The 13,678-nt window shown below is 66.4% G+C and carries 10 protein-coding genes; all 10 read right to left on the bottom strand.

Annotated elements, in window-relative coordinates; translation table 11 throughout:
* Positions 1-2 precede the first annotated feature (2 nt).
* The 10 genes from PVZ80_RS24165 to tssH all read right to left on the bottom strand — a co-directional run bounded on the left by PVZ80_RS24165 (position 3) and on the right by tssH (position 13,678).
* Positions 3-1,067 carry a serine/threonine-protein kinase gene (locus PVZ80_RS24165; protein ID WP_273864679.1) on the bottom strand — a complete coding sequence of 355 codons (1,065 nt, stop codon included), beginning with the start codon at positions 1,065-1,067 and terminating at the stop codon, positions 3-5.
* Positions 1,064-1,792, bottom strand: a complete 729-nt coding sequence (locus PVZ80_RS24160) for a PP2C family protein-serine/threonine phosphatase (protein WP_007930264.1) — start codon at positions 1,790-1,792, stop codon at positions 1,064-1,066. The genes PVZ80_RS24165 and PVZ80_RS24160 overlap by 4 nt, the downstream gene beginning before the upstream one ends.
* Positions 1,792-5,319, bottom strand: coding sequence for a type VI secretion system membrane subunit TssM (tssM, locus tag PVZ80_RS24155; protein WP_101283996.1), 3,528 nt, complete (start codon positions 5,317-5,319; stop codon positions 1,792-1,794). Before tssM ends, PVZ80_RS24160 begins: the two co-directional genes overlap by 1 nt.
* Positions 5,320-5,333: 14 nt before the next feature.
* Entirely contained in the window at positions 5,334-6,203 is an 870-nt protein-coding gene (gene icmH, locus PVZ80_RS24150; protein ID WP_007930266.1) for a type IVB secretion system protein IcmH/DotU, read from the bottom strand.
* Positions 6,204-6,208: 5 nt separating this feature from the next.
* Positions 6,209-7,540, bottom strand: coding sequence for a type VI secretion system baseplate subunit TssK (gene tssK / locus PVZ80_RS24145; RefSeq protein ID WP_007930267.1), 1,332 nt, complete (start codon positions 7,538-7,540; stop codon positions 6,209-6,211).
* Between the two features lie 2 nt (positions 7,541-7,542).
* The gene (gene tssJ, locus PVZ80_RS24140; protein WP_273864678.1) at positions 7,543-8,043 is read right to left on the bottom strand and encodes a type VI secretion system lipoprotein TssJ; all 501 of its coding nucleotides are present in this window, start codon (positions 8,041-8,043) and stop codon (positions 7,543-7,545) included.
* Positions 8,044-8,048: 5 nt separating this feature from the next.
* Positions 8,049-9,242, bottom strand: a complete 1,194-nt coding sequence (gene tagH, locus PVZ80_RS24135; RefSeq protein WP_273864677.1) for a type VI secretion system-associated FHA domain protein TagH — start codon at positions 9,240-9,242, stop codon at positions 8,049-8,051.
* A 17-nt stretch (positions 9,243-9,259) separates the two neighbouring features.
* Positions 9,260-9,400, bottom strand: coding sequence for a hypothetical protein (locus PVZ80_RS24130; protein WP_007930271.1), 141 nt, complete (start codon positions 9,398-9,400; stop codon positions 9,260-9,262).
* Between the two features lie 95 nt (positions 9,401-9,495).
* Positions 9,496-11,013: a sigma-54 interaction domain-containing protein gene (locus PVZ80_RS24125; RefSeq protein WP_273864676.1), complete on the bottom strand. Its 1,518-nt coding sequence runs from the start codon at positions 11,011-11,013 to the stop codon at positions 9,496-9,498.
* A 10-nt stretch (positions 11,014-11,023) separates the two neighbouring features.
* Complete coding sequence (gene tssH, locus PVZ80_RS24120; RefSeq protein ID WP_273864675.1) at positions 11,024-13,678, bottom strand: type VI secretion system ATPase TssH; 2,655 nt, start codon at positions 13,676-13,678, stop codon at positions 11,024-11,026.

The raw sequence follows: 13,678 nt of genomic DNA, 5'->3' as shown, positions 1-13,678 counted from the left end.
GGTCATCCGTTACGCCGATGGAACCAGCGTTGCAGCCAGGACGAATCCGCGCGCATGGCGTCGCGCAATGCTTGGGCGCAGATGGTGCGTTGCGCCGCGTCGAAGGCCAGCGCCGCGCGCAGGGCTGGCCAACAGTGTCTGGGAAGGTTCTTGGGTGCCTGCAGCGTGCGGTCCAGGCGTTCGTCGCGGGCCTGGGTCGACGGCAACCGGCGATACGGGTGCTTGCCACAGGCCAGCTCAAAGATCACACAGGCCACCGCGTACAGATCGGCGCTGGCCGACAAGGCCCCGCCCTCCAGCAATTCGGGGGCGGCATAGCCGGGCGTCCAGGCGTTGAAGCGGCTGCGGCTCAGCTGCGGCAGGCCGGGCAGCACGCCCTCCTCGGCCTGGCTCAGGCCGAAGTCGAACAGCCGCACGCCGTCTTCGCACAGCATCACGTTGCTCGGCTTCAGGTCGCCGTGCAGCACACCGCGAGCGTGGCTGTACGCCAGGGCATCGAGCAGTGGCCGCACCACATCGCGCAGCTCTTTCCAGGGCAGGCCCAACGGCCGTTCGCAGAGCAGTTTGTCCAGGGTCAGGCCGCGCATCAGTTCCATGGTGATGAAGGCGCGCTGGCACTGGGTGTCCACCTCGAAGCTGTGCAAGCGCACGACGTTCGGGTGGCGCAGGCGTCGGGTCAGGGCGAACTCGCTGTAGAGCAAGGCACTGGCATCCGGCGTCTCGGAGAATTCTTCGCTCATGACTTTGAGCGCTATGTAAGGGTCGGGATCGCCGAACTGCTCATGCAGCAGGTCCCGCGCGCGGTAGACCGCGCCCATGCCACCGGCCCCGAGCAGGCGCTCGAGGCGGTAACGTCCGGCCAGCACATCCGGCAGCCCACCCACAGGCGCCACGGCCTTGGCCTTGGAACGGGAGCGGTTCCTCGAGCGGTTGCGCCCCTTGCCCTTGGCCTTGGGCGCCACGGGACGCGGCGCCTCATTGGCCTTGGCGAAGGCGAAATAGGTCAGGTTGCTGGCCTCTTCCTCGCTCATCAGGATGTTATCCAGACCGGATTTGAGATCACTCATTGGCGGATCACCACGGCTGTCAGGTTGTCCCGGGCCGAGCCGCGCAGGGCGCCGTCGAACAGGCGCTCCAGCGCCACCTGCGGCGAAGCCAGGCTCAAGGCGTTGCCCAGCGCGTCGCTGGTCAGCCCCTGGTACAGGCCGTCGCTGCACAGCAGGAAGGCATCGCCGGGGTAGACCTGCAGCTCTAGCACATCCAGGGTCAGCTGCTCGCTGGCGCCCACCGCCCGGGTCAGGGCATTGGCCGCCGGATGAGCCCGCGCCTGCTCGACGCTCATCTGCTGCTCGTCGATCAGTTGCTGTTGCAGCGAATGGTCCTTGGACAGCTGGTACAGACGCTGCCCGCGCCACAGGTAACAGCGGCTGTCGCCGGCCCAGATGCACGCCGCGCGGTCTCCTTCCAGCAACAGCGCGACCACGGTGCTGCCCATGATGCTGTCGTGGCGCTCGGCGGTGACGGTCAACTCCTGGCCCAGGCGCCGGTTGAGCCAGTGCAGGCACTGGCGCAAGCCCTTGAGCCGCTCGTCGAAACTGTCCTGCGCCGGCAACTCGGCCAGGCTGGCGACGATCAACTGGCTGGCGATGTCGCCACCCTGATGCCCGCCCATGCCGTCCGCGACCACCCAGAGCCCCTGCTCCGGGCAGTCGAGGAAGGCATCTTCGTTGCGCGCCCGAACCTTGCCCGGGTCGGTGCGCGCAGCGCTGCGCCAGGTACTGGCAACCAGCATCAGAGCTGCACCGGCATGCGGAAGGTGCGCAGCACGCCCATGTCGAACGGGTTCGGCGTGCGCTGGCTCATCAGCAGGTAGTTGGCGCGCAGGCCGCCCAGGTCGGCCTTGAGCACCAACACGTCACGGCCGGTCAGGTACTCGGTCTGCATCAGGTCGAACAGGCGGAACAGCGACCAGGGGCCGGTGTTCTTTTCGATGCCCACCGGGCGCCCGGCCATCTTGTCCAGCACCAGGCTGGTGCGGCCGTCTTCGGCGTCGGTCGGCCACTTGAAGGACACCGGCACGATCGGGCCGTGGCGGTATTCCATGGTCTTGTCGCCGAAACGGAACTCGGAGCGGCTCACCGCCGGGTCCAGGGTGTAGGGCTCCAGTTTGAACTGCACCTGCGGCTCCGCCGGGTTCTCCGAGAAGAAGCTCTGGCGGATCACCTGGGCCGCGGCCATCTGGTCGAGGTAGACCTTGGACATCGGCAGGCTGTGGCCGTCGATGCTGCGCAGGCGGTAGTTGCCCGGATCGCCGCTGACGAAAGGCCGCATGTAGGTTTCGAAGAAGCGATCGGCGATGCCTTGCGCCTTGAAGAACTCGCGGAAGTCGCTGATGGCGACATCGCTGGTGCTGTGGGCGCTGAACGGATAACGCTTGCTGATGGCCTTGCCGTAGAAGCTGTACAGCTCGCTCTGGTAACGCTGGTTGAGGTACTGGTAGGAGTCGTTGAGCACCAGGCGCCAGGTGTCTTCCGCCAGCACGTTGAACCACACGCTCACCGGACGCGGCAGGCGCACCGAGGCGTTGCGCAGGCTGCTCAGGGCATCGCGCTGGCCGCTCATGCGGGTCTTGGCCATCTCGAACGCCGCCTGCTCGGGCGCGCTGGCACGGGCCAGGCCGGCCAGTTGCAGTTGCAGGTCGTTCAGCGCTTGCAGCGCCGGCGTCAGGTCAGCGGCCGGGCCGTTGTTGTCGTCCAGCAGGCGGTGCAGCGGTTCGAAGCGACGTTGCAGCGACTTCTTCGCGGTGTCCGGCAGGTTCTTGGCCAGGGCTTCCTGGGCCTTGCCCGCGGCAGCCGCCGCGACCTTGCCCAGCGCCCCGCCCTTCTCCGCGGCCTTGTCCGCCGCGGCGGTCACGTCTTCGGCGCTTTCGGCGATGGCCTGGAAGCGGGTGTTCTCGCGCACCTCCACCAACAGTTGCAGCACTGGCGAGTTGGCCGAGGTCAGGCCGGCGACCTGATCAGCGCCTTCGCCAGCGTCGTTGAACGGTTGCAGACCGACCTGGCCGACCGCTTCGCTCCAGAAGTTGGCGTAGTCGCGGAAGTACAGCTGTTCCAGTTCCACCATCAGGCGGCGCAGGTCCATGCCGCTGATGCCGCTGCCTTCGCCCAGCACCCAGTTGTCACGCAGGATATCGGTGACCAGCGCCGTGCCCTGGACCGAGAAATACTGCTGGTAACCCTGTTGGGTGTAGAAGCCCGGGATCGCGTAGTCGGTGCCGACGAACAGGCTGCCTTGCGGCCCCAGATGCTGGCTCAGGCGGTACTCCGGCAGGCTCCGCGCCTGTTCGCGCAGCACGCGATAGACCACGTTGGCCAACGACTCGCTGCGCAGCACCTGGCGCGCCTGGGCCACCAGCGTGTCGTTGAGCGGGTAGCTGAACGGCAGCTTGAGCAGGCGTTCGAAGTGCGCGTTCAGGCCGTTCTGCACCGCGGTGTTGCCGGCGTAGCGTGTCGACCAGTCGCTGGCCACCCAGTCCTTGAGCCAGGACGGATCGCGACGGTCCTGCATGTTCAGCATCAGGTACGCCCGCAGGCTGTTGAGCAGGCGGTCGCGGTCGCGCATGTTGCTGCGGATCTGCCCTTCCAGCATCTGCGCCACCCGTGGCAGCAGCTGCGCTTGCAGCTCACGCTCGTAGGCGCTGAGCACCACCGGGTTGCTTTCCTCGCCCTGGTACAGGCCGACCCGCTCGTGCAGCGAGACGTCGCCCTTGGCCGGGAACACCTTGGTGGCTTCGAAGCTGGTGTCGAGGGTCTTGAGCGCCGCCATCGCGTCGTCGCGGGCGGTCAGCGCGGTGCGCTGCTGGTTCCAGTTCTGCGCCAGGGAGCGCAGGTTTTCCAGGCGCTCGTAGTTGGCGGAAAAACCACCGGCCCAGAGCAGGCCGAACAAGGCCAGGGCCACCAGCGCGCCAACGTACAGCGCACGCTGGCCCCAATGGATGCGATTGCGCTCGCGCTTGTCCAGGCCAGCCAGGTCGGCCTCGGGGAAAATCACCCGGCTCAGCAGGTGGTGAATGAAGCGCGAACGACCGCTGCGCAGGGTCGGCAGCACACCGGCCGCCATGCCCAGGCTGGCGCCGATGCTGGCGGTGTCGGGGTCGAGTTTTTCCGTCAGGTGCGGCGCGCTGGTCAGGTAGAAACCGCGCAGCTGGCTGGCCCGCTGGTAGCGGTTGCCGGTGAACGCCATGTCGACGAACAGGCACAGGCGCTCGCCGATCTGCCCCAGCTGGTGCGGGAAGTCGAGGATGCGGCCACGGCGCTGGGTGTCGCGCTCCTGGTGCATGCGCATGATCACCTGGCTGTTCAGGCGGCGCAGCAGCTCTTCGAACTCCTGGCGCAGCACGGCGACGTCGGTGCCGTTCTGTTCTTTGCGGAAGCTGGTGCCGAGCACCTGATCGCTTTCCTCGCGGCTCAGCTGGTCGAAGAACTCGTCGAAGCCGAGCAACTGGTCGGCCTTGCTCAGTACCAGGTATACCGGTACGTCGACGTGCAGCTTCTGGTGCACGTCCTGCAGGCGCGCGCGGACCTGGCGCGCCAGGGTGTCGAGATCCGGCTCGTTGCCGCTCAGCAGCAGTTCCACCGGAATGGTCACCAGCACGCCGTTGAGCGGACGCCCGCGCCGACGCTTGCGCAGCAGGTTGAGCAAGGTGCTCCAGGCGCTGCCGTCGACTTCCGCGTCGGGCTGGGTCAGGTAGCGGCCGGCGGTGTCGATCAGCACGCCGTGGTCGGCGAAGTACCAGTCGCAATGCCGGGTGCCGATGGTGTCGCGGGTCAGCTTGCGGTCGATCTTGTTGATCGGGAACTCAAGGCCCGAGAAGTCCAGCAGGCTGGTCTTGCCGCTGCTCTGCGGGCCGATCAGCAGGTACCAGGGCAGGTCGTTGCGCCAGCGCTCGCTGCGCCCGCGGTACAGGCTGGAGGTCTTGAGGGTGCGCATGGCTTCCTTGAAGCGGCTGCGCAGCTCTTTCTGTTCCTCGTCGATCAGCTCTTCACGGCGCAGGCGTTCCTGGCCGTCTTCGCTGTCTTCCATTTCTTTCTTGCGGATCCCGGCGCGCCAGCTGACGAAGACCATGGTCAGGCCCCAGATCAGGAACAGCACGCTGATGGTCAGCAGGCGCGAGGTCGCGCTTTCCCAGAACTTGTAGTCGTTGACCGCCAGCAGCGGCCCGACGAACCACACCAGCAGCGCCACGAACAGCACCAGCAACAGCGTCCAGACCCACGTCTTGCGCAGGAAGGCGCCGACTTTCTTGAAGAAGTTTTTCATCACACGTCCCTGTATTACGGCTGGGGCTGGACCACGGCCGGGTCAAGCTGCTGATAAGGTTGCAGAACGGTCTCGCGCTGCTCGCCCAGAACCCAGGCGAACCCCGAATACATCACCACCAGGCAGACCACCGTGAACAGCGCGACCATCCACCACGGCACGATGCGCACCAGGCTGCGGCGCTTGTCGTGCAGGCCTTCCCAATGCGGCGACAGCTCGCGCGGCACGTCGCCACGCAGCTGGCGGATCTGCCGGTACAGCGCATCGCGGATGCCTTCGAGTTCGAGCATGCCGCGGGCCATGACCCGGTACTTGCCCTCGAAGCCCAGCGACAGGCACAGGTACATCAGCTCCAGCATCGGCAGGTGCTTGACCGGGTTCTTCGACAACCGATCCAGCAGCTGGAAGAACTTCTCGCCACCAAAGGTCTCGTTGTGGAAGCTGCTGAGCAGGCTCATCTGCGACCACTCGCTTTCATTGCCCCAGGGGGTGGTGACCACCGCCTCGTCAACCACGGTGCACAGCACGTAGCGGGCGGCCATGACCTGGCTGCTTTCCGCGCCGTTGTGCAGGGCGCGCACCTCGAACAGTTTCAGGGCCGAGGTCAGGCGCTCGTTGAGCGCGTACAGGTCTTCGCGGGTGTCGCTGTGCTTGAGGCGCACCACTTCCGACAACAGGTCGGAGGCCGCCGCCACCAGCGCATTCAGGCTGATGTTGAAGGCCTCGGCCGGGCGCAGGCGCGCGGCGTAGATCATCCGTTCTTCCAGTTGCTCGAAGCGTGGCGGCGCGGCGAAATCGGTCAGCGGACTCTGCGCCGGGCCATGGCCCTGGCGATCGAGCAGGACGGTCTTGTCGTCCTGGTTGTGTTCCATGTCCTTGATCATGTCGGTCAGTTCCTGATGGCCCAGAATTTCAGTTCAAGCTCGGCGAATTCGCCGGACACGTGGAAGGCGAAACCGCCGGAACGCTCCAGTTGCGCCAGGTCTTCGGAACTGAGTTCGAGGATGAAATAGGTTTTGTTGGAGTGGAACGCGATCTGCCGTGGCGCCACCGGCAAGGGTTTGACCTTGATCCCCGGCAGGTGCAGGTTGACCAGCTGGCGAATGCGCTCCACCGGGCCGACCTTGAGGTGCGCCGGCAAGCGATGGCGCAGTTCTTCGGAGTCGCAGTTGGCGCTGGCGGCCAGGACGAACGAGGCCGAGCCCAGCAGCTTGTGGTCGTGCAACGGCGACACGATGATCCCGTACTGGCGCGCCTGCAGCACCAGCTCGATGGCGTGCTGTTCGAGCACCATCGACAGCACCTGGCGGATCGCGTCCATCAACTTGCGGAAGCTCGCGCCCTGGTCGCTGTGCTGGTAACGGCTGTCCAGGCGCGGTCGCTTGCTGTCGCTGGCGAAGGTCGCCAGATCGCCGAGCATGGTCAGCAGCGTGCGGTACAGCTCTTCCGGATGCACCTGCTCCAGGCCCAGGTAGTGGCGCAGCAGCAGTTCGGTGCGGTTGATCAGTTGCAGCATCATGAAGTCGCCGACTTCGGCGCCGCCGACCTTGCCGTTGGAGCGGATCCGGTCGGCAATGGTGTCGCCGCGGTGGCTGAGCATGCTGATCACTTCCTTCAGGCACGACAGCAGGTAGCTCGAGGCATGGGCGTGGATGAAGGTCGGCACGAAGTCCGGGTCGAGGCTGATCACCCCGTCGGGCGTGGTGTCGAGGACTTCGCAGAGCTTGAGCTTCACATAGGCCTGGTCGCTCTGTTGCTCGCCCAGCAGCAGGCGGAAGTCCGGCCGGGCGCAGCTGACCTGGCTGCTGGAATCGTCGCCAGCGTTGGAGTCGGCCACTTCCGCCTCGTAGGCGGTGTAGCGCGCCAGCACGTCGGACTGCTCCGGACGGCGCGACTCGATGTGGTTACCGGTCACCAGCGGCAAGGCCAGGTAGACCGGGGTGTTGCCGGTGTTCGGCGGCACGTCGAGGGCCAGCGGCTCGGTGTTGCCACCCAGCTCGAACAGGCTGCCGTCGGGCAGGATGCCGGAGGCCTGGCTGATCACCAGCTTGCCCATGTTGAGGAACTGCAGGTCGATCTCCAGGCTCAGGAAACCCCAGGAATAACTGCCCAGCAACTGGGTGCGGGTCTTCATCTGGTAGTCGTAGTAGCGATCGTTGTGCTGGAAGTGCTGCGGGCGCAGCAACATGCCTTCCTGCCAAATGACTTTATGCACGTTCATGATTACTTGTCCGCCTTGGCGAGCGTTGCGTTGCTGGTGCGGATACCGGCCTGGTCGAGGGTCAGGTCGGCTTCGGTCAGCGCCACCGGAGTGAGCTGCACCACATAGCGCCACTGGGCTTCGGAGATGTCGCGGTAGGCCGCCAGCACGCCGACGTAGCGGCTGCCTTCTTCGACGCTGAGCTTGAGTTCCACGGTTTCACCCGGGCGCAGTTCCAGCTCTTCGCTGGCCACCATGTCCGGCGCCAGAGACTCCTTGGCGCGCTCGTAGAGGCTGAAGAAATCGGCGTTCTCGAAGGCCACCGGATGCTTGAGTTCGATCAGCCGCACCACGATCGGCGACGGACGACCGTTGAGGTCCGGGTTGAGCTGGTCGCTGGCAGTCAGCTTGAGGTTGAGCTTGGTCATGGTCGAGTACGGCGACAGCGACGAGCAGCCGGCCAGCAACGCCAGGGCGGTCAGCACAGCCAGCGTCTTGGATAACAGGGTCGAGCAGCGAGACATGCGCATCATCCTTGGTGTTCGGTGTGGAGGGTGGAGATCAGGCGGATCTGTTCTTCGTAGGCCTGGGCGAAGTCACGGGCCAGCAGGCGCTCGCTCCAGTCATCGTCCTGGCGCAGGGCCTGGTGATAGCGGTTGTAGGCTCTCCAGCGGCTGCCGGACGTGGCCAGCAACGGCTTGTTGTCGCGCTCGAAACGCAGGGTCAGCTGCTGTGGCGAGAAATGCTCGAGGGTGCCGCGCACGGCCGCGCGGCTGGCGGTCAGCAGCGCCACCTGGTGCGCCTGCAGATCGCGGAAAGCCCGGGAGATTGCCTGCTCGGCCGGCAACTGGCCGGGCTTGTTGCCCTGCAGCAGGATGCCCAGCGCTTCGCTGGCGTCCACGGCGAATTTCAGTGGATTCTTGCTGCCGCCCTGGGCGGTGGTCAGGGCCAGGCGCAGTTCGTTTTTCAGTTCGCTGCGGGTGCGCAGGCTCTGCTGCAGGCCGCCGATGCTTTGCTTGAGCAGGCGCGCGGCATCGATCGCCAGGGCTTCGCGGGCGTCGTGATCGAGGCCTTTGAGGTCCACCCCCAGCGCCGCGCCGAAATGCTCCCAGAAGCCTTCGCGCTGGCGCTCCACCGGGGCCGGCTCGACGGCGACCGGCGCCTCGGGCTGCGCCACCAGTTCCGGCACCAGCAGGCTTTCCATGTCGATCCGCGCATAGTCCGCGCGCTGCCGTGGTTCCTGGCGCGGCGTGTTGAGCGCGGTCAGCTCGTCGATTTCCGAATACACCCGCTCCTGCTGGTCCAGCGCGTTGAGCGGGTCGAGGTCGAGGAATGCGTCATCGGGAATGATGCTGCCAGCGGCTTGCGGACGCCCGATTTCGGCGTCGAAGGTCGCCGGATCGCGCACCAGGCGCGCACGGATCTCGAAATCCCCCAGCACATAGACGCTGCCGTGCTCGATACGCTGCGGCTCGCCCTTGCGCAGGCGCGCGCCGCTATCGCTGGCCTGGATACCGTTGCTGCTGGTATCGGTGAGGAAAAACATTCCGTCGCGGTAGCTGACGATCGCGTGGTGGTTGGACAGGTGACGCTTGCGGTCCGGAATGATCCAGTCGCAATCCTCGCCCCGCCCGATCACCCCACCGGCCTGCTTGAAGGTTTTGCTGCTCAACTCCGTGGGCACGAACTGCTTGGTGTTCAGCATTTCGAAAACCAGTTCCATGATGATGCTCCTTGCGGTCACTTGCCGCGATTGACCGCCTGCGGATCACCCAATGGGCGATAGGTGTTGTCGTTGAATTTGTAATTGCCGCTACAGCCGCCGAGGCCGCTGAGAACGATCAGAGCCAGCAGGGCGGCTTGCCAGTGACGAACAGACATCAGAAGGTCTCCATGGGTAGACAATGCACAAAGCGCCGCCCCTGGCGGGCGACGCTTGGCGAAACGAAAAAGGCGCTGGGGGAAGTCATGTCGCGCTAACCCTCGAAGTCGCCAAGATTGATGTTCAGCCGCCCGAGGCGGTACAGCAGCGTGCGCCTGGGCAGCCCCAGCTCGCGGGCCGCCAGGGTCTGGTTGCCGTCGTTCTTGCGCAGGCAATCGAGCAGCAGGTGGCGCTCGACCTTCTCCAGGCGCTCGCGCAGGTTCAGGCCGGGTTCTTCCGGCAGCGCTTCGCTGCTCAGGGAGAAATGCTCGGCCAGCAGCTCGCCGCCTTCGCACAGCAGCACCGCCCGTTCCACCAGGCCCTTGAGCTCGCGCACGTTGCCCGGGAAGGTGTAGCCCGACAGGTGATTGAGGGCGGTTTCCGACCAGCTCACCGGGTCGCGCTGCAAAAATGCACAAGCCTTGTCGGCGAAGTGCCGGGCCAGGTCGAGGATGTCGCCTTCGCGCTGGCGCAGGGCCGGCAACTCGATCGGGAACTGCGCCAGGCGGTAGTACAGGTCCTCGCGGAACTTGCCTTCGCTGACCAGCACCGCCAGGTCGCGGTGGGTCGCGGCGATGATGCGCACGTCGATCTTGTGGGTGTCGTTGGAACCCAGCGGACGGATCTCGCCCTCCTGCAACACGCGCAGCAGCTTGGCTTGCAGGGACAGCGGCATGTCGCCGATTTCGTCCAGCAACAGGGTGCCGCCATTGGCCGCGTCGAACAGCCCCGGACGGTCGCGATCGGCGCCAGTGAAGGCACCCTTGCGGTAGCCGAACAGCTCGCTCTCCAGCAGGTTCTCCGGGAAGGCCGCGCAGTTCTGCACGATGAACGCCTGGGAGCGCCGCGGGCCGTAGTCGTGGATGGCCCGCGCCACCACTTCCTTGCCAGTGCCGGTCTCGCCACGCAGCAACACGGTGTAGGGGCTGTGCAGCACCTTGCTGATCAACTGGTAGGTCTGGCGCATGGCCGTGCTGTTGCCGATCAGCCCGTAGCCGCTGGCGCTGACCGGGGTGCTGGCCACGGGCGTCGCGTCGCCCACTGGACGGCGCAGGCGTTGCAGCAGGTGCAATTGCCCGAGCACGAACGAGCCCAGCTGCCCCATGGAATCGGCGAAGCCCTGCAGGTCGATGTGTTCGCGACTGGCGCACAGCAGCAGGCCCTCGACGGCCTTTTGCGTGTTCACCAGCGGCACGCACAGCAGTGACTGCCAGGGGGTATCCCGGGCCGGCAGGAAGCTGGTTTCGTGCAGGCTGCCGCTCAGCCCCACCAGGCTCACCACGCGGTTCTGGCACAGGGCGAACTGCAGCAGCTGCTCACCGTTGTAGTCCGCCGGCAGGCTCGCCGCTTCCCGCGGTTGCAGGATGCCGCCCAGGCATTCGGCGCTCAGGCCCAGCCGGGTATGGGTGGCATCCAGCAGGTACAGCTGGCTCAGCTCGCAACCGCTGAGCCCGGCCACGCCGCGCACGAAATCGCCCAGCAGCGCGCCATCGTCCGCCGCCCGCGACAGGCTGGCGAACTGCGCCAACAGCGCCTCGGCATAGATCAGCGGTTGCGGTACACGAGTGAACATCACACCCACCTCAGGCGAACTCGCAGGTCACGCCGCCGCTGCTGTCGAGCGTCGCGTGTACGCGCTTGAGGTTCTCGCCGGTGGCCATGGCGTCCAGCAGGCGGTCGGCCACCAGCGGCAGTACGTGCAGGTCGAGCAGATGATCGATCAGGCGCGCGCCGCTTTCGCTCTGGGTGCAGCGCTCGGCCAGGTGGTCGACCAGGTTCTGGCAGTAAGTGAAATCCAGCTGGCGACGGTTCAGGCGCTCGCCCAGTCGGCCCAGCTTGATTTCGATCAGCTCGCGCAGCACCGGGCCGCCCACCGGGTAGTACGGCACCACGCGCATGCGCGCCAGCAGCGCCGGCTTGAAGTGCTTGCTGAGCACCGGGCGGATGGTCTCTTCCAGGATCTCGGCGCTCGGTCGCTCACCGTTCTCACACAGGGCGCTGATGCGGTCGCTGGCCAGGTTCGAGGTCATCAGGATCAGCGTGTTGCGGAAGTCGATCTCGCGCCCTTCGCCGTCGTTGGCCACGCCCTTGTCGAAGATCTGATAGAACAGGTTGAGCACGTCCGGGTCGGCTTTCTCGACCTCGTCGAGCAGCACCACCGAATAGGGCTTCTGCCGCACCGCCTCGGTGAGCATGCCGCCTTCGCCGTAGCCAACGTAGCCTGGTGGCGCGCCGATCAGGCGCGACACGGTGTGCTTCTCCTGGAACTCGGACATGTTGATGGTGGTGATGAAACGATCGCCGCCGTACAGCAGGTCGGCCAGGGCCAGGGCGGTTTCGGTCTTGCCGACGCCGCTCGGGCCCACCAGCAGGAACACACCGACCGGGGCATCCGGCTTGTTCAGGCCAGCGGCGGTGGCGCGCATCGAGCGGTCCAGCGCATGCACCGCCTGCTCCTGGCCACGAATGCGGGCGCGCAGGTCGGTGGCGAAGCTCGCCACCTTGGCGTTGTGTTCACGGGCCAGTTGCGTCAGCGGCACACCGGTCCAGGCGCTGATCACTTCGGCCACCAGGCGCGGGCAGACTTCGAAGCTGACCAGGCGTTCCTGGCTCTGGGCATCGCTCAGGGCGCGATGGGTTTCGTTGAGGGCAGCCTCCAGCGCCTCGACGCTGTGCCCTTCTTCCACTTCAGCGGCGAGGGTTTCGATCACCGTGCCTTCGGCGTCTTCTTCCACCGACACTCGCGGCGGCTGGTTGGCCGCGTCGCGAGCCTTGGCCAGTTGCTGGCGCAGTTCGAGCAGACGCTCGGCCAGGGTGCGCTGTTCGCTCCACAGGGTTTCCAGGGCTTGCTGCTCGGCCTCGGCTTCGGCCAGACGGGCTTCCAACGCGTCCAGAGCTTCCTGGTCGATCACCAGGCCGGCTTCAGCATCGCGGCGCAGCGCCTGACGCTGCCGGCCGCCTTCGGCCAGCTCGCCACGCAGGCGCTCCAGGCTCTCCGGCGCCGCCGCCAGGCTGATGCGCACCCGGGCACAGGCGGTGTCGAGCACGTCCACCGCCTTGTCCGGCAGCTGGCGGCCAGCCAGGTAGCGGGCTGACAGTTCGGCCGCGGCCACCACCGCGTCGTCGCGCAGGTAGATGCCGTGGCTCTTCTCGTAGACCTGGGCCAGGCCACGCAGGATGGTCACCGCCTCGCTGACGGTCGGTTCGTGCAGCTGCACCGGCTGGAAGCGCCGGGCCAGGGCCGGGTCTTTCTCGAAGTACTTCTTGTACTCGGCCCAGGTGGTGGCGGCGATGGTCCGCAGCTCGCCACGAGCCAGCGCCGGCTTGAGCAGGTTGGCCGCATCGGAACCGCCCGCGTTGCCGCCGGCGCCGATCAGGGTGTGGGCTTCGTCGATAAACAGAATGATCGGCTTAGGCGAAGCCTTGACCTCGTCGATCACGCCCTTGAGGCGGCGCTCGAACTCGCCCTTAACGCTGGCGCCGGCCTGCAGCAGGCCCATGTCCAGCGACAGCAACTCGACGCCCTTGAGCACCTGTGGCACTTCACCGGCGGCGATGCGCGAGGCCAGGCCTTCGACCACCGCGGTTTTACCGACGCCGGCTTCGCCGACCACGATCGGGTTGTTCTTGCGGCGCCGGGCGAGGATGTCGACCATCTGGCGGATCGCGCCATCGCGGCACAGCACCGGGTCGAGCTTGCCCTCGCGCGCCTGCTGGGTCAGGTTGTGGGTGAAGCGCTGCAACAGCGATTCGCCCGGCGCCGCCGGCTTGCCGCTGGCCGGCTCTTCCTTCTGCGACAGGGCGAAATCCTTCAGCCGTTCGATGTTCAGCTTGGCCAGCAGCGGCTGGTAGCGGCTACCGGCATAGCGCATCGGGTTGCGCAGCAGGGCGAGGATCAGCGCCGCCTGCTCGACCTGGCTCTGGCCCAGCTCGAGGTTGGCCACCAGCAAGGCGTCCTGCAGCCATTGCACCAGTTCCGGGGCGAACACCGGGTTGCGCGAGGCACTGTGCTCGACCCGCGATTGCAGTGCCGCGCTCAGTTCGCCGGCATCCACTTCGGCGTCCTGCAGCGCGCGGGCGAGCAGGCCTTGCGGACGCTCCAGCAGACCCAGCAACAGGTCTTCGACCAGGATCTTGCTGCCGCCACGGGCGACGCAGCGTTCCGCGGAGCTTTCCAGGTCACGGCGGGTTTCGGCGTCCAGCGCCTGGATCAGTTGCTGCAGGTCTACGTTGATCAT

This window comes from Pseudomonas sp. B3G-3 (assembly GCF_028640915.1).
In the GTDB taxonomy this organism is placed as follows: domain Bacteria; phylum Pseudomonadota; class Gammaproteobacteria; order Pseudomonadales; family Pseudomonadaceae; genus Aquipseudomonas; species Aquipseudomonas chlororaphis_I.
The sequence above is the reverse complement of the archived record's forward strand: the minus strand, read 5'-3'. Positions and strand labels throughout refer to the sequence as shown.

Bases quoted from the DNA above. Each gene is read 5' to 3' on its own strand.
- PVZ80_RS24165 (WP_273864679.1), bottom strand. From the start codon at position 1,067: ATGAGTGATCTCAAATCCGGTCTGGATAACATCCTGATGAGCGAGGAA.
- PVZ80_RS24160 (WP_007930264.1), bottom strand. From the start codon at position 1,792: ATGCTGGTTGCCAGTACCTGGCGCAGCGCTGCGCGCACCGACCCGGGC.
- tssM (WP_101283996.1), bottom strand. From the start codon at position 5,319: ATGAAAAACTTCTTCAAGAAAGTCGGCGCCTTCCTGCGCAAGACGTGG.
- icmH (WP_007930266.1), bottom strand. From the start codon at position 6,203: ATGATCAAGGACATGGAACACAACCAGGACGACAAGACCGTCCTGCTC.
- tssK (WP_007930267.1), bottom strand. From the start codon at position 7,540: ATGAACGTGCATAAAGTCATTTGGCAGGAAGGCATGTTGCTGCGCCCG.
- tssJ (WP_273864678.1), bottom strand. From the start codon at position 8,043: ATGTCTCGCTGCTCGACCCTGTTATCCAAGACGCTGGCTGTGCTGACC.
- tagH (WP_273864677.1), bottom strand. From the start codon at position 9,242: ATGGAACTGGTTTTCGAAATGCTGAACACCAAGCAGTTCGTGCCCACG.
- PVZ80_RS24130 (WP_007930271.1), bottom strand. From the start codon at position 9,400: ATGTCTGTTCGTCACTGGCAAGCCGCCCTGCTGGCTCTGATCGTTCTC.
- PVZ80_RS24125 (WP_273864676.1), bottom strand. From the start codon at position 11,013: ATGTTCACTCGTGTACCGCAACCGCTGATCTATGCCGAGGCGCTGTTG.
- tssH (WP_273864675.1), bottom strand. From the start codon at position 13,678: ATGATCAACGTAGACCTGCAGCAACTGATCCAGGCGCTGGACGCCGAA.